The 26849-nt window shown below is 37.8% G+C and carries 23 protein-coding genes and 2 tRNA genes; 2 read left to right on the forward strand and 23 right to left on the reverse strand.

The window, feature by feature from the left end; translation table 11 throughout:
* Nucleotides 1–3 precede the first annotated feature (3 nt).
* The 3 genes from PEL01S_RS24630 to PEL01S_RS24640 all read right to left on the reverse strand — a co-directional run bounded on the left by PEL01S_RS24630 (nucleotide 4) and on the right by PEL01S_RS24640 (nucleotide 670).
* Nucleotides 4–91, reverse strand: a tRNA-Ser gene (locus tag PEL01S_RS24630).
* Nucleotides 92–100: 9 nt separating this feature from the next.
* Nucleotides 101–176: transfer RNA gene (locus tag PEL01S_RS24635), tRNA-Asn, on the reverse strand.
* Nucleotides 177–193: 17 nt separating this feature from the next.
* Nucleotides 194–670: a SprT family protein gene (locus PEL01S_RS24640; protein ID WP_127462138.1), complete on the reverse strand. Its 477-nt coding sequence runs from the start codon at nucleotides 668–670 to the stop codon at nucleotides 194–196.
* A gap of 141 nt (nucleotides 671–811) precedes the next feature.
* On the opposite strand from PEL01S_RS24640, the gene PEL01S_RS24645 reads away from it, so the two are divergent.
* Nucleotides 812–1174, forward strand: a complete 363-nt coding sequence (locus PEL01S_RS24645; protein ID WP_010494558.1) for a hypothetical protein — start codon at nucleotides 812–814, stop codon at nucleotides 1172–1174.
* A 73-nt stretch (nucleotides 1175–1247) separates the two neighbouring features.
* The gene (cmpA, locus tag PEL01S_RS24650; protein ID WP_010494556.1) at nucleotides 1248–1394 is read left to right on the forward strand and encodes a cortex morphogenetic protein CmpA; all 147 of its coding nucleotides are present in this window, start codon (nucleotides 1248–1250) and stop codon (nucleotides 1392–1394) included.
* A gap of 99 nt (nucleotides 1395–1493) precedes the next feature.
* Here the strand turns inward: cmpA and PEL01S_RS24655 are convergent, their stop codons facing one another.
* The 20 genes from PEL01S_RS24655 to PEL01S_RS24750 form a co-directional block, all read right to left on the reverse strand.
* Entirely contained in the window at nucleotides 1494–3719 is a 2226-nt protein-coding gene (locus PEL01S_RS24655) for a Tex family protein (RefSeq protein WP_127462139.1), read from the reverse strand.
* Nucleotides 3720–3782: 63 nt separating this feature from the next.
* A complete protein-coding gene (locus PEL01S_RS24660; RefSeq protein ID WP_010494553.1) occupies nucleotides 3783–4133 on the reverse strand; it encodes a type II toxin-antitoxin system PemK/MazF family toxin in 351 nt (116 codons plus the stop codon).
* A gap of 3 nt (nucleotides 4134–4136) precedes the next feature.
* Entirely contained in the window at nucleotides 4137–4418 is a 282-nt protein-coding gene (locus tag PEL01S_RS24665; RefSeq protein ID WP_010494551.1) for a CopG family ribbon-helix-helix protein, read from the reverse strand.
* Between the two features lie 272 nt (nucleotides 4419–4690).
* Entirely contained in the window at nucleotides 4691–5878 is a 1188-nt protein-coding gene (gene alr / locus PEL01S_RS24670) for an alanine racemase (RefSeq protein ID WP_127462168.1), read from the reverse strand.
* A 230-nt stretch (nucleotides 5879–6108) separates the two neighbouring features.
* Nucleotides 6109–7479 carry an outer membrane lipoprotein-sorting protein gene (locus PEL01S_RS24675; protein WP_127462140.1) on the reverse strand — a complete coding sequence of 457 codons (1371 nt, stop codon included), beginning with the start codon at nucleotides 7477–7479 and terminating at the stop codon, nucleotides 6109–6111.
* A gap of 131 nt (nucleotides 7480–7610) precedes the next feature.
* A complete protein-coding gene (locus PEL01S_RS24680) occupies nucleotides 7611–9020 on the reverse strand; it encodes an undecaprenyl-phosphate glucose phosphotransferase (RefSeq protein WP_127462141.1) in 1410 nt (469 codons plus the stop codon).
* A gap of 514 nt (nucleotides 9021–9534) precedes the next feature.
* A complete protein-coding gene (locus PEL01S_RS24685) occupies nucleotides 9535–11559 on the reverse strand; it encodes an NPCBM/NEW2 domain-containing protein (protein ID WP_127462142.1) in 2025 nt (674 codons plus the stop codon).
* 97 nt (nucleotides 11560–11656) lie between these two features.
* Nucleotides 11657–14224, reverse strand: a complete 2568-nt coding sequence (locus tag PEL01S_RS24690; RefSeq protein WP_127462143.1) for an ArnT family glycosyltransferase — start codon at nucleotides 14222–14224, stop codon at nucleotides 11657–11659.
* A 19-nt stretch (nucleotides 14225–14243) separates the two neighbouring features.
* Nucleotides 14244–14810, reverse strand: coding sequence for an acyltransferase (locus tag PEL01S_RS24695; protein WP_127462144.1), 567 nt, complete (start codon nucleotides 14808–14810; stop codon nucleotides 14244–14246).
* The gene (locus PEL01S_RS24700) at nucleotides 14807–15217 is read right to left on the reverse strand and encodes a GtrA family protein (RefSeq protein WP_239551388.1); all 411 of its coding nucleotides are present in this window, start codon (nucleotides 15215–15217) and stop codon (nucleotides 14807–14809) included. Before PEL01S_RS24700 ends, PEL01S_RS24695 begins: the two co-directional genes overlap by 4 nt.
* On the reverse strand, nucleotides 15168–16109 hold the full coding sequence (locus PEL01S_RS24705) for a glycosyltransferase family 2 protein (RefSeq protein ID WP_127462145.1): 942 nt from the start codon (nucleotides 16107–16109) through the stop codon (nucleotides 15168–15170). The genes PEL01S_RS24700 and PEL01S_RS24705 overlap by 50 nt, the downstream gene beginning before the upstream one ends.
* A complete protein-coding gene (locus PEL01S_RS24710; protein ID WP_127462146.1) occupies nucleotides 16090–17187 on the reverse strand; it encodes a DegT/DnrJ/EryC1/StrS family aminotransferase in 1098 nt (365 codons plus the stop codon). Before PEL01S_RS24710 ends, PEL01S_RS24705 begins: the two co-directional genes overlap by 20 nt.
* A 16-nt stretch (nucleotides 17188–17203) precedes the next feature.
* The gene (locus PEL01S_RS24715) at nucleotides 17204–17605 is read right to left on the reverse strand and encodes a sugar 3,4-ketoisomerase (RefSeq protein WP_127462147.1); all 402 of its coding nucleotides are present in this window, start codon (nucleotides 17603–17605) and stop codon (nucleotides 17204–17206) included.
* Nucleotides 17589–18602, reverse strand: coding sequence for a dTDP-glucose 4,6-dehydratase (gene rfbB / locus PEL01S_RS24720; RefSeq protein ID WP_127462148.1), 1014 nt, complete (start codon nucleotides 18600–18602; stop codon nucleotides 17589–17591). Before rfbB ends, PEL01S_RS24715 begins: the two co-directional genes overlap by 17 nt.
* Nucleotides 18599–19486: a glucose-1-phosphate thymidylyltransferase RfbA gene (gene rfbA / locus PEL01S_RS24725; protein ID WP_127462149.1), complete on the reverse strand. Its 888-nt coding sequence runs from the start codon at nucleotides 19484–19486 to the stop codon at nucleotides 18599–18601. The genes rfbB and rfbA overlap by 4 nt, the downstream gene beginning before the upstream one ends.
* A gap of 17 nt (nucleotides 19487–19503) precedes the next feature.
* On the reverse strand, nucleotides 19504–20793 hold the full coding sequence (locus PEL01S_RS24730; RefSeq protein ID WP_127462150.1) for an ABC transporter ATP-binding protein: 1290 nt from the start codon (nucleotides 20791–20793) through the stop codon (nucleotides 19504–19506).
* Nucleotides 20783–21583, reverse strand: coding sequence for an ABC transporter permease (locus PEL01S_RS24735; RefSeq protein WP_127462151.1), 801 nt, complete (start codon nucleotides 21581–21583; stop codon nucleotides 20783–20785). Before PEL01S_RS24735 ends, PEL01S_RS24730 begins: the two co-directional genes overlap by 11 nt.
* A complete protein-coding gene (locus tag PEL01S_RS24740) occupies nucleotides 21580–23673 on the reverse strand; it encodes a glycosyltransferase (protein ID WP_163768084.1) in 2094 nt (697 codons plus the stop codon). The genes PEL01S_RS24735 and PEL01S_RS24740 overlap by 4 nt, the downstream gene beginning before the upstream one ends.
* 27 nt (nucleotides 23674–23700) lie before the next feature.
* Entirely contained in the window at nucleotides 23701–24834 is a 1134-nt protein-coding gene (locus PEL01S_RS24745; RefSeq protein WP_127462153.1) for a class I SAM-dependent methyltransferase, read from the reverse strand.
* A gap of 25 nt (nucleotides 24835–24859) precedes the next feature.
* Nucleotides 24860–26839, reverse strand: a complete 1980-nt coding sequence (locus tag PEL01S_RS24750; RefSeq protein ID WP_127462154.1) for a glycosyltransferase — start codon at nucleotides 26837–26839, stop codon at nucleotides 24860–24862.
* Between the last annotated feature and the right edge of the window lie 10 nt (nucleotides 26840–26849).

The following is a 26849-nucleotide window of genomic DNA, read 5'->3' on the forward strand; positions in this document are numbered from 1 at the left end:
CTACGGAGAGAGAGGGATTCGAACCCTCGCACCACTTACGCAGTCTAACCCCTTAGCAGAGGGTCCCCTTGAGCCACTTGGGTATCTCTCCAAGAAAGAATGGCTCCCCGAACAGGACTCGAACCTGTGACAACTCGATTAACAGTCGAGTGCTCTACCAACTGAGCTATCAGGGAAAGACACTTTTAATTTATCATGAATGCGGCTGTAAGTCAAGGGAAAGCAGCTTTAATTTGCCTTTGCAGAAACCGCAGACGTACTTCTTCGGGTCGGTCTTGCGTTTACGCATATACTCCGCGCTGCAACTTGTACAAACGAGCTTGTACCGGTAAGGCTCGGTACGCTTCAGCTCCTGCGGGAGCGACCGGCAATAGCGCGTCCCTCCAACCTTGGCCAACAACCGCTTGAAATCATCATCCCGGTGCTGGTACCCTCCCCCAAGCAAATGCAGGTGGTAATGGCACAGTTCATGCTTAATAATTTTCTCCACGTCGGCGGCTCCGAACTGTTCATACTGCAGCCAGCTGATTTCGATATCATGCGTACGGGTGAAATAACGCCCTCCCGTCGACCTTAATCTCCGGTTGAACCTCGCCCGATGCAAAAAAGGACACCCAAACGACGACAGCGATATTTGCTCTACCCACAGCTGCAGCTGTCGGTCATCCATCGTTTTCCCACCCTTACTCTCTGGTTTCTCTTTGTTTTCTCTCTTGAATTGTAACCGCAGGTTAGGCTAAACTGTCAAGTAGGAATCTGGAATTGATTCGGACGAATTGTCGTTTTGACCCATAGAGAGGAGTTTAACCCGATGTTCAAAAAGAAATGCGCCCTGCTTAAGCTGGAGGACCAGATCGAATTCGTGGAAATGCCCGCTACCCATATGTACCAACTGGCTGCGCTTAATCAACGGCTGCATAAGGAGCTGGACAAGCTGACTGCCCCCAATGCTCCCAAACTGCCGGTGTTCATCGCAGAATTCGACGGACTTGAGCTTGTGCATCCGGGCTATACGCTCCAGCACGGCCTGGACTACATCAACCGCCTGGAACAGACGTTCAGCGCAATTCAAGAGCAGGAAAAAGAGTATCCGCTCGTCTCCCTCTTGACCGAGATTCGCGCGCTTCAGGCACAGCTTGAGCAGTGGTACGAAGAGGAAGAGGATTTCGCCTAAAAAAGGACCTGCACCCGCAGCGGCTCCCGCCCATATGCTGTATAGTGTACAGCAGCTAGATGGGAAGGGACTGATGGTGTTGCCACAATGGCTTTGCAACCAGCTGATGCGAGCATTTTACAACAAAAACCGCCGGCAAATCCGTTTGCTGAACGATTGCTGGTTTTTTTACCGCACCCGCAAAAGCGAGACGGACCCCACGACATCCCAGCTTCAATAAAAGATGAGCTCACGCTCAAAAACAAATAGAGCATACGCCAGAGTGAAGGACGCGGCTTCCGCTACATCCCTTTTCTCCGGCTTATGCTCTATTTTATGCTTAAGAAGGCTTTTTCATCGTTAGCCCGACGCGGCCCTTTTTCAGGTCGACGTTGAGCACCCGTACCGTTACGACATCCCCTACGGACACGACGTCCATCGGATGCTTCACGTAGGAATCGCTTAACTGCGAAATATGAACGAGTCCGTCGTTTTTGATGCCGATATCGACAAAAGCGCCAAAATCGATCACGTTGCGCACGGTTCCCTGCAGCTCCATGCCCGGTTTCAAATCTTCGATCTGCAGCACGTCCGTACGGAAAATCGGCGCCGGCAGCTCCTCCCGCGGGTCCCGTCCCGGCCGCTGTAGCGAATCGAGAATATCGCGCAGCGTCGGTACCCCGACGCCAAGCTTCGTAGCCAGCTCTTCGGGCTCTAGGCTTTGCAGCATCGCTTTCAGCTCGGCACTGCCAAGCTGCGACAGCTCCAGCTTCAGCTCGCGGAACAGCTTGTCCACCACGTCATACGATTCCGGGTGGATCGGCGTGTTGTCCAGCGGATTACTGCCATCCGCGATCCGCATAAAGCCGACGCACTGCTCGAACGCCTTCGCTCCGAGCCGTGGAACCTTTTGCAGCTGCGCCCGGCTGGTGAACTTCCCGTTGTCGTCGCGGTATTTTACAATATTTTTGGCAAGCGTGCTGTTGACGCCCGATACATACGATAGCAGCGACGGAGACGCTGTGTTCACGTCCACGCCCACGTGGTTCACCGCCGACTCGACGACAAACTTCAGGCTCTCTTCGAGCCTTTTTTGCGTGACGTCATGCTGGTATTGGCCGACGCCGATCGCTTTCGGTTCGATTTTGACAAGCTCTGCCAGCGGGTCCTGCAGCCGCCGCGCGATAGAGATCGCGCTACGTTCCGCCACGTCCAGGTCCGGGAACTCCGTCTGTGCCAGCTTGGAAGCCGAATAGACACTCGCACCCGCTTCGTTGACGATCAAATACTGAAGCTTCCGTGCCTTGATCTCGCCGATCAGCTCGGTTACGAATTGCTCCGTCTCGCGGGACGCTGTCCCGTTGCCGACGACGATCAATTCGACGCGGTAAGCGTCGATCAGACGCTTGAACGTCGCTTTCGCTTCCGCTATTTTATTGTTCGGCGGCGTCGGGTACGTGACGGCAATCTCCAGCATTTTGCCCGTATCGTCGACGACGGCCAGCTTGCAGCCTGTCCGGTACGCGGGATCGACGCCAAGCACCACCTTGCCCTTAACCGGCGGCTGAAGAAGCAGATTGCGCAAATTTTCGGCGAATACCTCGATCGCTTTTTCCTCGGCCTTCTCCGTCATTTCATTGCGCACTTCCCGCTCAATGGACGAGGCGATCAGCCGCTTGTACGCATCTTCAATCACAGCCGTCAACGTGTCGCGGACGATAGAAGGCCCCTTGATCACTTGCTTCGCGATATACTCGTGAATCCGCTCGACCGGAACGTCCAGCGCCACCTTCAGCACTTCTTCCCGCTCTCCGCGGTTGATCGCCAGAATCCGGTGCGGCGGCAGCTTACGAACCGGCTCCTGATAGCTGTAATACATCTCGTAGACGGATTCCTGCTCGGCGTCCTTGGCTTCGGTCCGCAGGATGCCCTGCTCGAACGTGTGACGGCGCACCCACGCCCGGATTTTAGCATCGTCGGCGATTTGCTCCGCAATGATATCCATCGCGCCTTGTACGGCTTCCTCGACCGTCTGGACGCCTTTCTCCTCGCTGACATACTTGCCCGCTTCGGCAAGCAGCTCGCCCTGCTTGGGCTGCGTCTGAATCCAGAGCGCCAGAGGCTCGAGACCTTTCTCCTTCGCCACGCTGGCGCGCGTCTTGCGCTTTTGCCGGTACGGGCGGTACAAGTCCTCGACTTCCTGCAGCTTAACCGACTGCTCGATTGCCGTACGCAGCTCGGCCGTCAACTTGCCCTGCTCGTCGATCAGACGGATGACCTCCAGCTTCCGGTCCTCCAGATTGCGAAGATACGCCAGCCGCTCTTCAATGTCCCGCAGCTGATTTTCGTCGAGCTCTCCGGTCATTTCTTTCCGGTACCGGGCGATAAAAGGAATCGTATTCCCCTCGTCCAACAGGCCGACCGTCGTCTTCACCCGCCCCGCCGCGATTTGCAGCTCGGACGCGATCTGCTTCAGAATGCGCTCCTGAATCGCCGCTTTCATCTCTACCGTCAGTTCCACAACTGCCCGAACTTCTTCCGTCTGTCCCGTTTGCTCTTTTGCCATCCGACTATTCTCCTCCCAGACATAAAAAAGCGAGGGTACCCGCACCCCCGCCTCGTCAGCATGTTAAAACTCAATCAGACCTACGCTTATTTGCAAAGCTTCATCGACCTTGCGCATGGTTTCCTCATCCAAGTGCGTGATTTTGTCCGTCAGGCGCTGCTTATCGATGGTCCGAATCTGCTCCAGCAGGATGACCGAATCCCTGTCAAAACCGTGCGCTTCCGCGTCAATCTCCACATGCGTCGGCAGCTTGGCTTTTTGAATCTGCGCCGTAATCGCCGCTACGATCACCGTAGGACTGAAGCGATTGCCGATATCATTCTGAATGATCAGTACGGGCCGAATGCCGCCCTGCTCCGAACCGACGACCGGTGAAAGATCCGCGAAAAAAACATCGCCACGTTTGACAATCAAGTGTCACACCCCGCTTACCAGGCGGTCCAGCGTGTTGTCCGCTTCTTCCTCCGCCTGAAACGCTTCCGAGGCCATGTTCAGGTTGATCTTAGCCATTTCCATATAGCCGCGCTGCATCGATTCGCGCAAATGCCGTTTCTTACGCTCCAACAAGTAAAGCTTCATCGCCTGACGGATAAACTCGCTGCGGTTGGAATTTTCCTTCTCCACCAGATGATCGACTTCCTGCAGCAAATAATCCGGCAAGCTGATCATGATTCGCTTCGTGTTATGCGCACCCGCCACCTATACATGCACCCCCAAAAACATACAAGAACCTATTTCCATTATGGCAAACATCCAGATAAAATATACAAAATCAATATATGCCGAAGGTATAGCATATATGTTATACCTTGACGCGCTCCGCAGCATTTTGCCTCTATACTTATTCGCGGCAAACCAAGAAAATCCTCTCATGTTAGGAGAAAAAATTCAATGGCAAATGCAGCCAGTTCTTTTTTTGGACAAAAAGTATGGCTTTCTACAATGTGCTTGCAGAGGCAGCAGAACCCTTGTTACGACTCCGGCTCCCATACGTGCCGCAGCAGCGGATTCACTGACCGTGCAGCGCAGCCTTCCTTCATATATACGCGGGGCACTCGGTGCGAAATCATGCAGACGACCTCGTAATTGATCGTTCCGAGCCATGCGGCATGCTCTTCCGCCGTAATCCGGTCTTCACCCTGGCTGCCCAGAATTACCACTTCTTCTCCCATTGGAATATCAGGTATTTCGGATACATTCAGCATGCATTGGTCCATACAAATTCTACCTACTACAGGCACACGCCGCCCCCGAATCAATACTTCTGCCTTACCGGTCAGCATCCGGGAAAAGCCGTCCGCGTACCCGATCGGCAGCGTCGCAATCGTCTCCTCGCCCTGTGTCCGGTATACGATGCCATAGCTGATGCCTGAACCCTCGGGCACTTGCTTCACCATGACGACGCTGGATTTGACGCTCATTACCGGCTGCAAATCAACCTGCTGCTTATTCACCTCTTCGGACGGATACAATCCATACATCGCGATCCCGAGCCGTACCATGTTAAAGGATAAATTCGGCGTATCAATCCCCGCAGCGCTGTTCCCGGCGTGAACGTACGGAAATTGAATTCCTTTTTGCGTAAAATGCTCAACGACCCGCTCGAATCGACCGTACTGCTCAAGCGTATAGCTCTTGTCCGTTTCATCCGCGCAAGCAAAATGGGTAAACAACCCTTCCACTCGAATCCCCGGCGTCCGCACCGCCCGTTCGATCAGCGCGATCGCCTCTTCCGCGTCCGTTAACCCGAGCCGGTTCATTCCGGAGTCGATTTTAATATGAATGTTTAATGGGCGCTCTTTAGCCCCTAATCGTTCCCACGCGTCCAGCAGCTCATGGGTATATATATTGAGAGTAATCCCGTTAGCCCAAGCGGTTTCCAGCCCTTCCGGGGGCGTGTAGCCCAATACGAGGATCGGGGCTGTAATGCCTGCTTGCCGAAGCTCCAAACCCTCATCCAAAAAAGCGACCGCAATATATTCCACGCCGCATTGCAGCGCCTCCCGGCATACCTCCACCGCTCCGTGTCCATAGGCATCCGCCTTGACGACTGCCATCATGCTTACATGCTCCGGAAGCACCCGCCGAAACTCGCCTAAATTATGGCGCAGCGCATCCAATGAAATCTCCACCCGGGTCGGCCGGTAAAACGAATCCACCTGATCCACCTTCTTCGGTCTCATAAAATCAAGGGAAGCCGCTTACAAGGCCACAGCTTGCACCTGTAAAGAAGCTTCCCGCTTAAAAATTCATATGATCATGGTAATGCGTACCGCAGGGCCCTGTCAACGAACAAAATAGTAACATCGTGTCCGTCAGTTTTTGATTATTAGCGGTTCGGTTCGTGTATAAAGGAACCGAATCACAATCGCTGGATTGCCGGTTTCAACTATTTACCGATTTCCCCCTGCACCGCTTGCGCCACCTTAATCATCTCCGTCTCCGGCAAGTCCCCTGTAGATAAGCGGAATTCGATGCCGTCGTAGGTCCAGGTCAATGTTTTCTTCGCATCCCCGGTTACAACGCCGAGCGTAAAGCCCAGATCCAAAATATCCCCCGGTAAGATTGACACCGTCTGTACCTGCGGACGGGACTCCATCAACGTATAGTTGTATTTTCCGGAATAACGGAGCATGACCGCTTGATCTTCACCCAGCTTAAGCTCCGTCACGTCTTGCTTCTTCACGCCGCTCGGCATGTAACGCGGTTCGATGATACCGAACGATTGCTGCTTGGAGGTGTCTTTTTTGGCGCCTGTGGCTGCCGCTTGCGCTCCGTTGGCCGCAGTGCCCTTGTCACTTCCAGCTTCCGCCGCTGTGCCTTGGTTGCCGCTGGCGCTGCTCGTCTTCGAGCTGTCGCTGCTGGATCCGGGTGCGGTAGCACCTTTGCTGTCACCTGTAGCTGTGCCTGCTGCATTGCCCTTGCTCGTGCCCGCTGCTTCGCCTTTTGCATCAGATCCCGCCCCTTGTCCCGTAGCGGTTCCGTTTGTTCCTGTCCCCATACCGTTACCAGTCGCCGTACTTTTGCCACCAGCCGTCCCCGTGCCGGCCTTGGAATCGGTCGCTCCCGATTTCTCCCCAGTTTTCGAATCCCCTTGCATCATCGTGGGCAGTGTCTTCAGGTTCCAGCCCGTCATATTGCGCTGCATGTCAAACTGATCCTTTTCAAACTTCGTACCGAATTCAAATTGATCGAATTTTACAATGACCATCACATTGGAGTTGGCATCCGACACTTCCACATGCTGCGGAGCATAGTTTCTCTTGTCCAGCCACACCTTCTGACGCGCTAAAGAGCCATTCTGGTAATTCGCCACTACATCGAATACATACGCCTTCTCGTCCGACGTAAAATGCCGTTCATTGTCCATCAGAATGCTTTGGACGAGCGACTGGTATAAGTAAACTTGGCCTTGATTCTCCGGCCAATCGCTTTGGAAGCGGAAGCTTTTGTTCAAATGTGGCGTTAGCACGAATACTCCGTCATCGTTGCGCAGCACAATTTGCGTAATATCCTTCTTCGCATTCGTCAGCGAGATCCGATAAAACGAAGGGGCCTGAAAACTAACCTCCACGTCGTATTCCTGAGGATCCTGCCCCGTACGCAGCGTCATCTGCCCTTTTCCGTGATAGCTCTGCAGCTTACTCATCACACCGTCCAATTCCTTTACCACCGATCCTGCATCCTTTTTGCCGCACCCGGACACTACCAGGCTTAAACAAACCATCACAAGGGCCACCACCCACGTGAACCGCCGCATCGTCTCATCCCCTCCACCACATAATCAATCCAGATTGATACCATGTCTATGTGGGGACTTGGCCAATTATGCAGACAAGGTTTGGCGAGGAAATAAAAACTCCTATAACCGGTTGGTTATAGGAGTTGGGCTTAATAAGCATTTTTATTAACAAAGCCATTAATAATCGTCTTCCAAATAATCTTGATGTCGAATAAAAAGCTCCAGTTCTCGATATAGAAAATATCGTACTTGATCCGATCCTCGATGGACGTATCGCCGCGAAGCCCGTTGGACTGAGCCCAGCCGGTAATCCCTGGGCGGATATGATGCTTTACCATGTACTTCGGAATTTCTTCCTTAAATTGTTCAACGAAATAAGGGCGTTCTGGCCGGGGCCCGACAACACTCATATGTCCGAACAATACGTTGAAAAACTGCGGCAGTTCATCCAAGCTTGTTTTCCGTAAGAATGTACCGAACTTTGTTTTCCGCGGATCGTTTTCCGTCGTCCATTGGGTATCGGAAGATTGTTCCGTTTGTACCCGCATCGAGCGGAATTTATACATCATAAAATTCCGTCTGTTTAAACCGACGCGTTCTTGCTTAAAGATGATCGGTCCCGGCGAAGTGATTTTCACGCCAATAGCTATAAGAATCAATAATGGCAGAGTAATAAGGATTGCAGCTAACGAAAATGCAATATCAAACGCTCGTTTGAAGAAGCGATTTCTGAATTCATCCAACGGAATGTCCCTAACATTAATTAACGGAATGCCTGCGAAATTATCGAAATACGGCTTGGACGGAAGATAATCGAAATAATCAGGAATGATTAACGTTTTGACTCCGGCCTTCTCACAAGTATTAATAATTTTTCCGAACTTATGATGAGCGTCCAATGGCAAAGCAATGATCACTTCGTCAATCAGTGTCTTTTCCAGAATAGCCTCAAGTTCATCGACCCGGCCAAGGATGGGCTTGTAGGTTTCAAAGCCGGTCTCATGACAATCATGAAAATCATCCAAAAAACCCGCTACTTCATAACCTAATTCGGGATACTGTAATAAATTCCGATAGAACCTTTTTCCGATCGAACCGGCACCGAGAATTAGTACGAATTGTTTATTGTATCCCTTCTGTCTCAAACGTTTCAAAGATGTCTTAAGGATATAGCGGTAAAAGCTGATGGCCAGTATGCTATTTACTAAAAATAAGAAAAGAAACGAACGCGAAATATCAATTGCCTTAAATATGAACAAAAAACTTAGCAAAATAAGTAAGCTTATTGTGTAAACTTGAACAATAGTGAATAATTCATAAGAAAATTTTTTTCTTCGTTTCGGGGTGTAGAAATTAAAGGCGTAACTTAGAAAAATTGCGATTCCCCCGTAAATTAAGCCCCATACTACATAATTTTGAAAAGGGAGCCGATCATCGTCAAATGGAATCAATCCACTTTTAAATTTTAGCCACCATGAAAACAAGAAAATAAGCTGCACACAAATAAAGTCAGTTAAAGAATAAATTTGCGATAAAAAACCTTGGCTCTGACGTACCATTTACTCACCTCATTAAAAACAAAAAAGGTATCTTGAAAAGTGTAGTAGCTTTTATAAAATATAACACATTTATGGCTAGACTAAAAATACTTAATTTATGTAATAAGGTGTCTCTTTCCATCCTTTCCGTCAAATCACACTTCTTATTTTAAATTTAAATTAATGACTTCTAAAATTGATGTAGTTGAGTTTATAAAAAAAAGAAAACAGCACTAAGGAAATCGTTAAAGTGATACTTGGATAACTAGACATATGCTCGTCTGAATCGCCGCAACCACAGCGAAAATGTAACCAGTCTTTCAAACGCTATTACTGACGCTTCATTCGCTTTATGAGCAGAGCAATGGATAAATGAATTTTGCTTTTGGACCTATGCCATATCACATAGGTTTGCGGCGATTTGTGACAAAAACTTTTTATCTAAAGGAAATTTTTCACTTCGTATGTATATTATCAACAAACTATATTTTAAAAGATAGTTACTTAAAAATAAATGTTTTCAAAATTGTACACATCACTTTAATCTTGGGTCTATCCAGTAGGCTTGATCGAAGTCATTGCCGTCTCCTGAATCCATTGTTTTTAATTCCAACTTATTAACGCTACTCAAATTTACAGTAACATTTTGAATAAAATCATTTTTTCTTATTATATCACTCTCATACAATAAGCGGCCATCGCCAAGAACAGAAAATATTACGGTCCCTTTTTCGCTTGTATTATCGAGACCCAGTGAAAACGTTAAAGATTTATATTTTTTTTCTAAATCATAAATAATAGATGAATTGGCATGAGCAAAAATAAAATTTTTGTTCTTTAAATTAGTATCTTTAACTTGATAAGCTAAATTGCTATTAGTTACATCTGTAGTTATCTGGCCAAACTGTGAGTATTGTTGTACTGGGTTCTCCAGAACTATACTTCTACCATTTTCGTTATCTTTAAACGCTAATTTTAAATCTAATAATTCATTATTATTACCGTCTACTATCTTGAGTTTATTTCTTTCGATCTGTATCATTCTTTGACCGTCGTATACATAATAATGTATTTCAAAACCTTCTTTTTGCATCTCTCTTACCTTATCCAAATCATACAACCAATTTTCATATTTTATATTAATTTTATCTTTCTGTGTATAATAACCATTTGACAAATATACCTTAACATTTGAGGGGATCAAATTTGCTTTTCTTATACCTTCCGGAACCCATCCTAAATTTATCGAAGAACGTCCATTAAAACTTTTTGGAAAAACATACCCTAATGGTTCTTGTATATTTAAAAAAACTAAAGATTTAGTATTTAAGTGGGAATATTCTTCTTTTTGGAAATCTATAAAATTTGTGACGTATCTTTTTAAATCATTAATATGAAGAAGCTCGTCACGAATATATTTATGAGCCGAGAATAATGATATTATTATCAGAAATGTAATGCTAATAAAATATATGAATCTATTTTTTTTCATTTCCAGTTTAATTAAGAAATCAAAACAAATACCAATCAGGAGAAATAAATAAAAAATAAAAAAAGAATTACAAATATATAAAAATCTTAATTCCACCCATCCAGAAAGAAGTGAAAAAGGAGATAAAAGAAACACTAAAAAAAATGGAAATAAAGTTACGCCTAGCAATATTTTTTTGTCAAAAAACTTTTTTAATAAAGAATCAGTTCTTAGTAATATAAAAAAGAAAACAATAAATAATAATGTTAGAAATATATACATCAACGAAGTAGTTGAGCCAACAATCATTTCGATCATTTTCACATAAGATTTTGTAATGGAATTAACACTGAAATTTTTTGCATATTGTTGTGTTGCCGTATCTAAATTATACTTAAAATAAAGAATACATCTATAAATAATATAAGGAGAAGACCATGAACCCCCTACAAGCAAAATTTTAAATAGATAAAATTTAAACGTTCCCTTATCTATGTTTGAGAGTGGGGCTATTAATATAACAATAAAATATAAGGGGAAAAATAGAAATCCCTGTTCATTAGTAAAGTAAGCAAAAGATGAAAAAAGTACAAATAAAAAGAGCCACTTGTTTTTATCATTATTTATATACTTATATAAAAAAATACACGATACTAAGGAAAAAAAAGTAACAAAGACAGGATATGCCCCTGTAATCCATAGGATACTTTCGATATTTAACGAGTTACAATATAAAAAAAGTAAAAATAAAATATTAAATAAAGAACCTAGATAAACCTTAAATATTTTTTTAAAAAAATAAATGAAAATAAAACCATTTAATAAGTGAAAACCTCCTATTACAAAGTGTGCAGCCTCACTGCTTTTGAGAAAGTTCAACAAAAAAACTAATAAATAATCCCACAAAACACCTCTTGCATAAAATGGAATTGATAAATCTATTCGTTCAAGCATCCCAGTTGGTAAATGAGAAAAATCGTCGCTCATGTAAGGAGCCTTCGATAGTTGAAAAAGATAAAAAACAAAAAAAATGGTCATTAAACCATAAGAAATTTTTAATTGAATTTGCTTATATTTTGTAAAAAACATAATATTGCCCCCTTTAAAATAAGTGGGTAATTCTTTCCTCGTTATTACCCACTTATTTAGTGACGCCTGATTGTCGATGAGCTAAACAATACACCTACTACTCTTTCTTTCTTACAAGCAAAAATAAAATTACTGCTAATAATATTGTAGAAATCGCTAGAAGTATACTATGAATTGCATAATTTTGATGATATTCAAACCATTCTTTACTTAATCCGTATACAGGATTATCAATCTTCCAATTTAAATTTTTAACAAAAATATAATTTTTATACACAAAGATCCAGCAAGTAAGTAGGAAACTAAAAATAAGCCATCTTAATACTTCATACCTCTTGGATTTTTCATTTAAAGATCCTAACGATGTTATAATAGAACTTAACCCAATAACCCCTATAATAATTAGATAAGGAAGTACTGGAAGCATGTACCTATCTACCGCAAAATTTGTAAGACTATTAAATATAATATGAGCAATATTTATACTAGCAAAAATAAATATACTTACTTTAGTGTGGTATTTTAGACTTGAAAATGGAACATAGGACAAAGAGATCATACAAATAATTGTAAATATCCCTATATTAAAGGTACTTGGCAAAAAGGGAATTATTGAGTTGAACATTATATTTGATGATGTATTTTTGTACCCAAAATAATCGGCATCACTTCGAATAATAGAATTCTTAAAAATATCTTCTTTTGACATCAATCGTTTTTCTTGGTTATTTGAATCGTAATTTAAGTAACCTCTAATATCTGAATAATATTTATACGACATGTCATGAAAGTATATTTTTTTGAATTCATGTAAGAAATGATAAGCATAATTTAATGGATGATTTAGTACCCCCTCCTTGGTTAATGCGAAAAGTAGTTGATCTTTTTCACCTTCATTCATTTTCAAAGGCAAGCTATTTATTAGTTTTATTCTTACCCCATTAGGATCCCAACCTAAAAACTTTGCTAAATCTATTAATTCGCCATTATACTGTTGGTTTGTTTTAAAAACCGCATTTTTAACTACTTCTTTACTCTGAGTAAAAGTTGATGTTGATTCAACATCAATAAGGTTGCCTGCAACTAATACTAATCCGAGACCATTTATCGCTGTTGTACCAAAATAATTATATTTACTGTAATTCCATAAATTCCAAGATAAAACAACAACGATAATAGGCAAGCAGTACATAATACATCTTTTAGCAATGATTTTTAACGTATCCTTGTTAAATTTGCCCAATAAAAATATTAGAACAAAAACAATAGGAATCAAATAGTACCCGGCTGGTCTTACCATAACTAGTATGGCAACAAATATTCCCCAACTAAAAACCCTTTTTATACTAAGTCTTTTAGAAGATAATATTGTAGAATTCAAATGATATACAAATAATAGTAATATAAATGTAAACAATACATCGGTTAAGACTGTATGTTCATATATTATTAAATGAGGCGAAAAAATTATTAATATAAATCCAATAAGTGAAAAATATTTATTAATATGTGAATTTAGAATGTTATAAACTAAAATAGAAATATAAATTCCCAATAAATGCTGCACTATTACAAGAAAAAATGATTTGTAAGGAAATATAACAGAAATTAAGTAAATAAAAACTCCATAACCTGGTGTTCTATCTAAATTGGTTTGCAAAGACATTTCCTTAGCCAGTGATGAAGCCGTTTCCATATAGCCAGCACTATCATTGAAAAAAAAGCCATGGGGAAAATCGACCACTAAAATTATTCTTACAAGAAAACCCAAACCAAGAATTAGGTAAAACAAAAAGTTATATTTCTTTCTGTTTTTTGAAAAATTTTCATATATTTTAATTAACAAAGTTATAAATAAAAAAGTTATTATAACTCTTACTATACATTGGAGTATTATGTCAGTTTTATTTCTTTTATTATAATCTTTATTAAACTGAAACACATTATTACCACTATTATCAATTTTTATAATATTATTTCCTGATTCGATAAATGCATCTTTAACTACAACATTTTGATCATTATTAGGAATTAGCGATATTTTATCAATTTCTTGAGCAGACAAATTAAATTTATAATTATAAAAATCAGGTTCATGATTTTGTATCTTAAACAAGTAACTTGTTTGATTTGGTGAATACAAATTAATTATGTCTACTTTATTATCGATTTTTAATTGAACTTTGCCAGAATAATCGTGTTTCAAAAAATCAATCTCTAATTTTTCTTTGTATTTCACATCCAATATTAATTTAGTCTCTCTCTCATTCATATAAGAAAGTAATGTTTTATTTTGTTGCCCCCTAGAATCCTCTCTTAGTTCCCAATTACCTACTGTCTTGATTTTATCCCAATTTACTAACTCATTATCTGCCTTTATACTGAAAATCCACAACTCGCTTCCTTTTGAATTGGCATCTCTTTCAAATAAGTTAGTAATCTCAATATGATGGTTCATTTCCGTATTTTCTTTATACTTCACATTTTGTTGGGCATTCATTGCATTATTTTCATTTCCATAGCTAATGGAAACTTTCTCTCCCCCTTCTACTTTCATATTAAGATTAAGGGTTGATGTTGAAAACTTTGAAAAATCGTTGCTAAAATAAATTAATAATGAATAAATAATTGAAACTACTAAAATAGTAAGGGTTTTTCTTTTCATTTATTTTTATACCTCGATTTCACAATGTTACTTTTGTTATTTTACCCTGATTGTTTTCGTAAACGATATCGCAAGATGAACATTTAAAAGAAGGTAATAAAGCTTCACCACATTCACAAATATATCCCCTAAATCTGGCGGGATTACCGTACCATAACGTATGATCAGGAACAGATTTTGTAACTACTGCTCCTGCTCCGATCATAGCATATCTACCAATTGTGTTCCCAGCTATGATAGTAGCATTAGCTCCAATAGAAGCCCCTTCGTGAATAGTTGTTATAGCAAAACTATCAGGATACCTTTTGGACCTAGGCTTTAGATCATTAGTAAATGTAACATTAGGTCCTACAAACACATTACTTCCAAGCCTTACTCCATCCCAAATATATACACCACATTTTATAGTGACATTATCGCCAATGATTACGTCATTTTCAATAAAAGTCTGATCACAAATATTACAATTAGCACCAATTGTTGCACCGGACAATATATGAGCAAATGCCCAAATTTTCGTATTTTCTCCCACTTTATTAGTTTCAACAATAGCATTCTTATGTATAAACACATTTTTTAAGTTCATAATTTATTCTCCCGCCTTTTTAAAATAAATTTACTTAAAAGAAAAGTAATTGGGATTGTTATAACTATTATTAAAATTGGAGCTATTTTCTCATTAACATAATTAACAAAGTAAGATAACAAAGCTACGTTAATAAGATACTGAATTATATACACAATTGGGTAAAATAATATTTTTTTCACAGAAATTGATGATTTAAAAACAATTATAGTATTTAAAATGTATGAAAAAGCTATACCCAATATATAAGAAATACTGTAAGCAATTTGATATTTAAAGAACAATAGTAAAAACAGATAAGCCAAATATGTTATTAATGTATTAGTTATTCCAACAATTAAAAATTTTACGAAAGAATTATTCAAATACTTCATCAATAATATAGGCTGGTCTTTTCCGGCTTTCATCTAATATCCTCCATAAATACTCCCCAATAATACCAAGCATAATCATAATCATTCCAAGTAAGAATGTTACAATAGCAATTATAGTTGTCCAGCCTTGAATACTAATAGACCCAAAAATAGCGTTAAATACTACAAAGATGCCATATAAAAAACTTAATGTCGCTACTAAAAAACCAACAAATGACATAAAACGAATAGGGGCGTAGGAAAAACTAACAAATGAATCAATAAATAGCTTTATCTTTTTTGAAAACGTCCATTTTGATTTACCTAATTTTCTTTCTTGACGAACATATGGAATAAATTCTTGTTCATACCCTAACCAAAATATTAAACTCATTATATTAGTATTTTTCTCACTAATACTTAAAATTTCTTTTACGATTTGACGATCAATTAATACAAAATCAAAACCACCATTCGGATATCCTTTTATTGCAAATTTATCCATTAAATGGTAATATGTGTTTGAAAATAGTATCTGGAAAATAGATTCTTCTCTTTGTTGCCTTGTTGCCATAATAACCTTTTTTCCTTTAATCCATCTATCGATCATGTCCACAAATAACTCTGGTGGATCTTGTAGATCAGCTGAAATAATTCCTACACAATCACCTGTTGCATACTTTAGACCGGCTTGAATTGCAGACATAGAGCCAAAATTCTTGCTAAGTTTAACCAATTTGATTCGCGAATCATTTTCTTTTTCATTAAGCAAAAGCTCAAAAGATTTATCTTTTGAGCCATCATCTACAAATACGTATTCTAATTCGAAATTTGGTAATAATTTTTGAAGAGATTTTAGTCTAGGAATAGTATGTGGAATGTTAAGTTCATTAAAGTAAATTGGAATTACAATAGAAAATTTTTTTTTATTGGCTTCTGTAATCATTGACAGCTCTCACTACTTTCTCTATTTGTAACGAACTCATAACAGGACTAATAGGTAAACTGACAACCTCTTCATGAATTTTCTCAGAAGTTGGATAGCTTAAATTATTCCATTCCTTATAAGCTAATTGTTTGTGAGGGGGTATAGGGTAATGAACTAAAGTTTGTATCCCCTGCTCCATCAAAAAATTCTGAAAATGAGTTCTTTGGGAAACTCTTATAACAAAAAGATGCCACACATGTTCCTCTTCGTTTTTCGGCTTTTTAGGAAGAATCACATAATCATTACATATTTTATCAATATAATGATTGGCAATCTCTCTTCTAGTATTATTCTCATTATCAAGATCTGTTAATTTAATACGTAAAATGGCCGCTTGCAATTCGTCTAATCTACTATTAACTCCTTTATAAAGATTTTCATATTTTTTATGGGAACCATAATTTCGCAAAGCCATTATTTTTCGAGCAAGTTCTTCGTCATCTGTTGTTACTGCTCCACCATCTCCGATACAACCCAAGTTTTTTCCAGGGTAAAAACTAAATGCTGCTGCATGCCCCCAATTTCCGACTTTTTTATTATGATAAATCGCGCCATGAGCCTGCGCACAGTCTTCAATTACTTTTAAATTATATTTACTTGCTATATTCATAATTTCTTCCATATTGCAACTTAAACCATATAAGTGAACAATCAAGATGGCCTTGGTATTTTTTGTGATATTGGCTTCTATTTTATTCGCATCTATATTATATGTTTCTAACTCAGGCTCAACCAACACGGGAGTAGCGCCATTTGCAGATATTGATAAGATTGATGCAATATAAGTATTAGAAGGTACTATTACTTCATCTCCTGGACCAATTCCATATGCTTTTATAATCAAAGAAAGAGAATCAAGGGCATTAGCTGTCCCGATACAGTATTTACTTCCACAATAAGCTGCAAATTCTTCTTCAAATGCACGTACTTCCTCCCCCATAATGTACCATCCGGAATGAAGCACTTTTGACATAATATCTATAATTTTTTCCTCATACTTCAAATTAATTTGTTTCAGGTCCAAAAAAGGAATCATTTTTACATCTCCTTTATTACTCATATACTTCAACAAATTTATTATATGAATGAATATAATCTTCAGCATCATAATAATGTGAAGCCATTACAAGTAAAACGCAATCACTCGAAAATTTGTACATTTCGTGCCAATCATTCGGTTCTAATATTAGTATATCAGAAGGATTAGTCAATTCTATTTCGGTTTTTCTTTTAAGATTATCCAAACTAATAGTACAATACCCTGATAATGCAATTAGTGCTTGCCTTGTTTTAAAATGCGCATGCCCTCCCCTTACAACATTAGAAGGGGTATTATAAATATAGAAAATCCTCTTTATTTCGAAAGGAATGTCGGTACTCGCTTCTAAAACGGCTAATTTCCCCCTATTATCTTCAAACTCTTTAATTTTTATAACTTTACTTAGTAAATTCATCTAGGTACCACTCCACTGTTTTTCTTATACCGCTTTCGAAATTTTCTTTTGCCTTCCATCCGAGCTTATTTTCGATCTTGGTTGCATCGATACCGTATCTTTTGTCATGACCCGGTCGGTCTTCCACAAAATTTATCAAAGATTTATAACTTCTATTCTGAAGTGGGCGAAGCTCATCAAGAATTTCACAAATCATATTGGCAATGTATATATTTTGACGTTCGTTTCGTCCACCAATATTATATGTTTCCCCTGTTTCCCCTCCGTGAAATACTAAATCAATACCAGAACAATGATCATCTACATAAAGCCAATCCCTAACATTCTCTCCCGTTCCATATACGGGTATTTTCTCCAAATCGACTGCCTTTTTTATTATTGTTGGAATGAATTTTTCGATATGTTGCTTCGGTCCATAGTTATTTGAGCAGTTTGTTGTCACAACATTTAAACCATATGTGTGAAAATAACTTCTAACCAACATATCAGAACTTGCTTTACTTGAACTGTATGGACTATTTGGTGCATATGGAGTTTCTTCCGTAAAGAGACCAGTTTCCCCAAGTGAGCCATATACTTCATCGGTTGAAATATGATGAAATCTTGCTCTTTTGTAATTTTCTTTCACCTGAAAAGAAGCTTCCATCCATTGATTCCTACAAGTTTCCAATAAACGAAAAGTTCCAATAATATTAGTATAAATAAAAGATTCAGGCGATTTTATTGAGTTATCAACATGAGATTCAGCAGCAAAATGAATTACTCCTTCTATTGAATACGTTTTAAATATATCTTCCAGTAATTCTTGATTGCAGATGTCTCCCTGGACAAATTTATAGTTTTTGTTCTTATCTAGCGATGACAAATTATTCAAATTCCCAGCATAAGTCAATTTATCAATATTAATAACTGAAATATCGTTGTATTTATTTAATAAATAACTAATAAAATTGGAACCAATAAAACCTGCTCCACCTGTAACTAATATTTTTCTCATCGCAAAAGCCCCATTTCCTCTTTATCCGCTAAATCCACGATATACATTCCGTAATCGCTTTTTGCTAATTTCTGTCCTAATACTCTCAAGTCAGATAAAGAAATGTAGCCCATATTATATGCAATTTCTTCCAAACAGGCAACTTTAAATCCCTGTCTTTTTTCAATAGTCTCAATAAATTGGGAGGCCTCTAAAAGAGAACTATGGGTTCCTGTATCCAACCAAGCAAAACCCCTGCCAAGTATTTTTACATTCAATTTCCCTTCATTCATGTAATACCTATTAATATCTGTTATTTCCAACTCCCCCCTAGGAGAGGGTTTAATTTTTTTAGCAATGTTTACTACGTTGTTATCATAGAAATATAACCCTGTTACCGCATAACTCGATTTTGGACTCTGAGGTTTTTCTTCAATTGACAGGACATGATAATTTTTATCAAATTCAATGACACCGAATCTTTCAGGGTCTTTCACACGATATCCAAAAACAACAGCACCTTCTTTAAGAGAAGCGGCTTCTAAAAGTATCGGTTTAAAGCCCTGTCCATAAAATATATTATCACCCAGTACTAGCATCACCGAATCGTTTCCAATAAAATCTTCTCCTATTATAAAAGCGCTCGCTAGTCCATTAGGATATTCTTGTATTGCATAACTTATTTGGAGACCTAACTCCATCCCATTACCAAACAACTGTTCAAATCTGGAGGTATCTTCTGGAGTGGAAATTATTAGTATTTCGCGAATTCCAGCAAGCATCAGTACAGATAAAGGATAATAAATCATAGGTTTATCATAAACAGGTAATAATTGTTTAGATATAGATTTAGTAAGAGGAAACAATCTAGTTCCACTTCCACCAGCAAGTATAATCCCTTTCATCTAATGATTCCTTCCATTTAATCTAATGTTATTTTTGCAGGCAATAAAACCTTACTCCATACGCGTACATCTTCTTTAGTTCTAATAGTTAAAATTTTTGCGCGGTCTATCCAATCGTAATAGTATTCATTCCAAGTTGCTTTATCTTCACTCATTGCACCTAATGCAACTGTGATTGAATACGTACCAGGTTTCAAGTAAAAATTGGGAAAATCAAAATTTAACACAAATCTAGATCCTTGCTTTGCAGAAGGAAGTAGTACTTTATGGTTCCAACTATCATCACCTAATATATCAATACCTTTATCATCCTTGAATAACAAACCAACATTAATCTCAGTTGAAATATCCATAAAATATTCTACGAGGAACTTTACATTAAGCTTCTCAGCATATACTATATTATCCAAAGCTCTTCCATTAGCATCTTCCAATAATAACTTTACAATCTTTGCTTCACCTAAACCGTGTCTCTCACTACCAATAAATGATTCTGCCGTCCAATCAAGTGATTTATTAGTAACTTCATATAAAGAACCGACGTTATCTTGGATTTGTTTTCTTTTATCCAATTGTTCTTGATGAATCAATTCAATGTAATTATTAGCTATTTCGTCTGCAGTTCCTTGTGAATGAACTTCTCCTTTGTTTAAAAGAATTGCTGAATCACATAAACTCTTTACGGAATCAATATCATGACTAACAAATAGTATAGTACATCCATTTGATTGGAGTTCTCTTAATTTAGCCATACATTTATGTTGGAACTGTACATCTCCAACGCTTAGTGCTTCGTCTATAATCAAGACTTCTGGACTAACATTAATTGCGACAGCAAAAGCTAACCGAACAAACATTCCTGATGAATAAGTTTTTACAGGATAACGAATAAATTCTCCTATCTCAGCAAAATCTAAAATTTGTTGATACCGTTGTTTGATTTCTTCTTTCGATAAGCCAAGTATTGAACCATAAAGAAAAACATTTTCCTCACCTGAAAACTCCATATTAAAACCTGCGCCTAATTCCAAAAGCGCAACAACTCTACCTTTAATTTTCACACTACCAGTTGTAGGAGAAAGTGTTCCGGCAATAATTTGAAGTATGGTTGATTTCCCCGCGCCATTTCTACCAACTATACCAACAGTCTCTCCTTTATTTACATGAAAAGAAACATTTTTCAATGATGCTACTTTCTTTCCTTTTTTTGTCCGAAAAAACAATTCAGCTATGCGATCAGTAGGTTTATCATAGAGAGTATAAGTTTTTGAAACGTTGGTAACTTCTATTATTTTATCAGATGACATCTGAAAACGTCTCCTTACTTTTGTTAAAGAGAGTGCTTCCTAAAAAAAACAAAAACAGACTTATAATTAACATAACTATATAATTCATCCAGTTAGGTTGAGTATTATATATAGTTATTGCTCTAAATGATTCAACAAAAAAAGTTAAAGGATTTAGATTCATATAAATTTGAAATTCTTTCGGTACAGCTGTTACAGGATAGAATACAGGAGAGATATAAAATAAGATATTCATTATAATCCCCATTGCTTGCCCTAAATCCTTAAAGAAAACGCCTAACGTTGTCACGATGTAACTAAAACCAAGTGTAAACAAGGTTAAAGGTAATATTAAAACAGGAATCAATAGTAAATTCCAACCGACAGGGTACTGATAAAAAAACAGGGTTGCAATAAGAATTATCATACTGAACATATTTAATATAATTCCACTGAATACTGCAGATGTAGGAAGAATTTCAAGCGGGAAAACAACTTTTTTAACATAGTTACTATTTGCAGATAGGATAGCCGTTGAGCGGTACATTGGCTCTGAGAAAATTTGAAATATGATTAATCCTGCAAAGGTAACCATTGCAAAATCGAGTTTAGAAACCCCCTCTGCGTTTCCCCATTTCACTTTAAATATAACTGAAAATACGAATGAGTAAACAACTAACATTACGAGAGGTTGAACGAGTGTCCAAACTAACCCTAAATAAGACCCTCTGTATCTGGCAACGATGTCTCTCTGAACAAACTGAAACAATAAGTTACGATGATTAAATAAATTGCGAAGTACAGACGTCATCGTCTTCCTCCCAATACTTTTCGTACTTTATTTTTGATTTTCCTGAAAGTAATAGCAAACTTCCAAGCTTTTGATTCTTTTATTGAATTTAATTCGCTAAAATTATAATAGTTTGACATATGAGCATCAAAAAACATTTTGTCCTTTTCCACTACGACATAGCTTAAAGATTTTTGATAGCTTGTATAATGATGTTCAACTAGTTTTTCAATCAGATAAGAGCGGTTTTTCTGAGAATTTGATAACATAGATTCTTGATGTTTGCGGTAGAAAAACAACGGTTCAGGTATGCATTTTCCCTTCCAACCGTTTTCAACCATATAAATCCAAAAGTCCCAATCCTCAAAGCCAAAAGTCATGTCTTCTTTATAACCGCCAATCTGGTCAAAGGCATCGTGTCGAAATAGTGATGAAGCTACGCACAGATTAGATATTAATAATAAATTAGGGTCAAATTCCGGAGTCTTCCATATTCCACTTGCCGCGCCAAAAAATTGGACGTAAGTATAAACAAATCCTATATTCTCATCTTTTTGAATAGCTTCTACCGTTTTTTCAAAAAATAAGGAATCGATAATATCATCCGCATCTAAAGGAAGAATAAACTCTCCAATAGCATTATTTATACCTGTATTTCTAGCAGCTGATAACCCAGAATTTTCTTGGTGCAAAACTTTAACTCCACTTTTTTCAACGTGGTCTAAAACTCTTAAAGTCTCTTCATCTGTGGATCCATCATTCACAATAATGATTTCAAAATTCTTGTATGTGTTTTTCTTGATACTTTCAATAGTTTCTTCAATAAATTTTCCGTGGTTATAACATGGTATAATTACAGAAATAAGTCCTTTTTCATAATTTGTACTTCTGTTCTTTTTGGAAATTCCTTTTAAGTTATTAAAATAATTTTCTTGCAATTTATTAACAGCTTGTACGCTATAATGATCCTCTACTCTTTTTCTAGCTTGTAAGCCCATATTTTTACGTTCTTCAAAAGAAAGCTTACATGCATATTCTAATTTTTCAAACAAATCTTTTATATTTCCCGCCTCGAAAATAATACCGGATTTTTTATCTTCAACCATTTCAGCCATTCCACTAAAATCCGATACAATTACTGGTACCGAAGAGGCCATCGCTTCCAAACAAACATTCGGAAAGTTTTCAAAAAGTGACGGAAAGATACTTACCTTTGACTTGCTGTATTCTTTCAACACTTCTTCTCTAGGCAACCGATCTATAAAATGTATTCTCTTTTTTAGTTCTTTTGGAATTAATGATTGAAGATGAAGCTTCAAGGAACTCCCGTCTGGAGCTGAATTCGTATCCCCACCAATAAATTTCAGTTCTAGCTCTGGATATTTAGTCATTAATTCAATTGTGGCGATTACTAGATCTTTAACACCTTTTCTTAATTCTAGCCTTCCAACATATAAAAGTGTATTACTATCTACATAATCATTTATTGCAATAGATTCAATATCTATCGGATGTGGAACTATTTCAATGTTTTTCCTTAATGCGAGTTCTTGGACCGTCAGTTTGGCAAGCACATTCGATGGAGAAACAATTTCATCAGCCAACAGCATTGAAAAATTTTCGAATTGTACGAGTTGCTCCATACCTGGATCATTTATTACGCTATTGTACTTATTTAATACAAATAGAGGGGTATGAAGTCTTATAATCAACTTAGTATTTCGGAACTCTCCACGAGTTCTTTTTGCAAGCATTGAAAAATAACCTTCGCCTCTATAATCACAGAATTCCACGATATCAAACGAATAACGATTAGTAAGTTCTTTTAACTTCCAATACACTTTTTCACTATAATGTGACCAATATAAAAGAGTTGACAAATTTGCCGAATCCGCATTATTAATCACTTCCATCTGCGGTCCATCCATTTTAATTCTATGGATATTTACACCTAAGATATTTTCTTGGTCTGGTAAATTTTCAGGATTAAAAGTTATTACATGTATTTCATGACCTTGGATCGCCAAATTTCGACTAATATTGCCAACGTAAGTACCAATCCCCCCACCGAATTGGGGGGGGTATTCAAAAGAAACGTAACAAATTCTCATCATGCACCTCAAATTTTATATCGGGAATTATTTTGATAATTTTTCTTCTAATTTTTTTATATAACTCGTATGAATTTCCCATGCTTCTGATAGCTTTTTATTGTTTTCTTCTAAGTTTTTAATATACTCGGTATGCCTATTCCAAGCCTCGGCCAATTTCTCATTTTCTAATTTATAATCTTTCAATTGCTCTTCGTATATTTTAATTGTTTCGGAATATTCAGTTATTGTTTGCGTATGTTCCTCCCACGCTTTGGATAATTTAGAGTTTTCAGCTTCCGTTTTTTTGATAAATTCAACTTGTTCATTCCAAGCGATAGCTAATCTCGAATTTTCATCTTCTAATTTTTTAATAAGCTCAACTTGAAAATTCCATGCATTTGATAATTTTTGATTTTCTTTATACAAAGAATTTATGGTATCTTGAACTTCTTTAACATATTGGCTATATGTTGTGAAAAATGATATTACTGGAACGGACGGTATTTTCAAATCAGTATCACTGCAAACCAAAATCCATGTATCAGCCTGTTCATCATCCTTAGGAGTTATTGGATGTGCATTACTTAGAACAGCCGATTGATTTACACTGGCATCTAGTACATGTTCCGGCCTCATTATTGAAGTACCCGTAGTATTGTTTTGCACCCAAAACGATGTGGTACTAAAATGTTTTTCAACCAAGCTAATAAATTTATTTTTATTATAGATATCCACATGAAAGGGGTTTTCTGGGTTAAAAATATTATCATTTGGACATGAAATAATTAATCGGCCATCCTTTTTTAAAACTCTCTTTATTTCACTTAATAAAGAGTCTACCCCCTCAATATGTTCAATAGTCTCAAAACAAACGTATGTGTCAACAGAATGATCCTCAATAAATTGTAAATCAAGCGCATTGCCCAAAGTATATGTTAAATTATCTGCTTTGTAATGGGTTCTACAAAAATCGATAGCTTCTTTCGAAATATCTATTCCTTCAACAGATCCCGCACCATTTAATGCCAAATAGTAGCTACCGTAGCCATTTCCACAAGAACAATCGACAACTTTTTTATCCTTGCAAAATTGCAAAGCGAACATATATCTGCCATAATGTTCGGGAAACATCAAATCATTTTGATTTAAAAATGGATTCATGCGCTCAATATGATCCATAATAACAATCCTCTCCTTTATTTGATTATATTAACTTGTCGTATACATCTTGGTACTTACGAGACATCGATTCCGCAGTGTACTTTTCCATAACAGTTTGGAATGCATTAGATACTATCTTTTGTTTGAGTTCATCATCGTTCATTAATTTTGTAATAATTTCAGCATAAGCATGAATGTCATCTTGCGCTACCAGAAAACCATTTATTCCTGTGCTGATCAAATCACTCCAACCTCTAACGTCTGAAGCAACCACAGCCGCTTTACTAGCCATTGCTTCGATCCCTACAATTGGCAAACCCTCCATTAACGATGGCGCAATAAAAATCGAAGCTTTTTCAAGCAATAATTGTTTAACTTTTTCTTGATAGCCCATTAGTGTTATGGAGTTTGTCAATCCCAGTCGCTCAATTTTTTCTTTTGCTTTTTTATATAGTGGTCCATCACCAATTAAAAGAAATCTTGTTTCGGGGAACATTTCAAGAACTTTGTGAGCAATATCTATAAATAATAGTGGTTGTTTTTGTTTTACTAACCTTCCTACAAATACAATGTATTTTTTTTCTTTTGTGTTACTGGTACTAAAATTATCATCTTGCATACTAATGCCATTTTCAATAACAACCACTTTATTAGCACTTTCTTTATAATATCCAACTAGTCTTTCGGATAGGAAATTAGTAATGACAACTCTTTTATGAAAATTCATTGAAAAAGATTGACTAAACCTAAAATAATCCCAAGGTTCATAAGGTTCTTCCATATGCAAAGTATCTAAGAGTTTGATATTAGGAAAAGAACTTCTCAACATTCCAGAAACACGATATCCGAATTGTGTATTACTGATGTGTATGCACTGAACTTCATTCACACTAACATAATCCAACAAAAATTGCACCATTTCATTTTCGTCATTAGTAAAAGCCGCTAAATGGAATATTTGGTCTACAACTTCTTTAAATTTATATTCCCACTCGTTTACATCTTTTATACTTGTCATTAAGGTAATAGAAAATCTACTTCGATCTATATTCTTAAACAGATCAAGAAATACTTTCTCGACACCTCCAACTTTAAGCCAAGGAAGAATAAAGACTACCTGTATTTTATCCTGGTTTCCTGAGATATAAAGAATCTTTTTATTATAACTTTTATTAATTGTTATATTTAAGGGCTTTATATTGGCTTTCTTTAATTTTTTCAAAAATTTATTTTTTCTCAAAAAACTTTTAAAGAATTGTAAAACTCTAAAAATTATTTTATAACTTTTTCGCAGTACATATTTATTATAAAGCTTATATTGCCACTTAAATGTATATAAATTCGTATGTTTTTCTTTTATATAACTTACAATTTCATTATGTCTTAATCTTGAGTCAGATAACATTGAAACACCATGTTTCCGATATAAAAAAAGAGCTTCATTTATTCTTCTCCCCTTCCACCCAAAAGAAAAGGATCTAATCCAAAATTCCCAATCTTCGTATCCGATAGTCATCGATTCATCATAACCGCCAATTTGTTCCCACATTTTTTTTCTATAAAGAGCAGTTGCAGGGATATAATTATGATGTAACAGTATATCTGGATCAAAGGATTCGGTGATCCATAGCTCGTTAACTTCCCCAAACAATTGTACTAATGAATAAACAAATCCTATCGTCGATTCTTTTTCCAACAGCCAGACGCCCTTCGTTATAAAAGAAGGTTGAATTAGATCATCAGCATCTAAAGGTAATATATATTCTCCTAAAGACTCTCGTATTCCAGTGTTCCTTGCCGCTGGAAGTCCTTTATTATCCTGATGTATAATTTTTAATTTTGTATTCAACTCCAGTTGTTGTAGAACTTCAATTGTATCTTGATCGGTTGAACCATCATTAACGACAATTATCTCGATGTTGTTATAATATGATGACAAAACTGAATCAATGGTTTCCTTAATATAGTTTCCATAATTAAAACAAGGTATAACTACAGAAACTAACGGAGATTCCTTTTTCATTTAATGGACA

Origin of the sequence: Paenibacillus elgii NBRC 100335 (genome assembly GCF_004000865.1) — a bacterium.
Lineage (GTDB): Bacteria > Bacillota > Bacilli > Paenibacillales > NBRC-103111 > Paenibacillus_G > Paenibacillus_G elgii.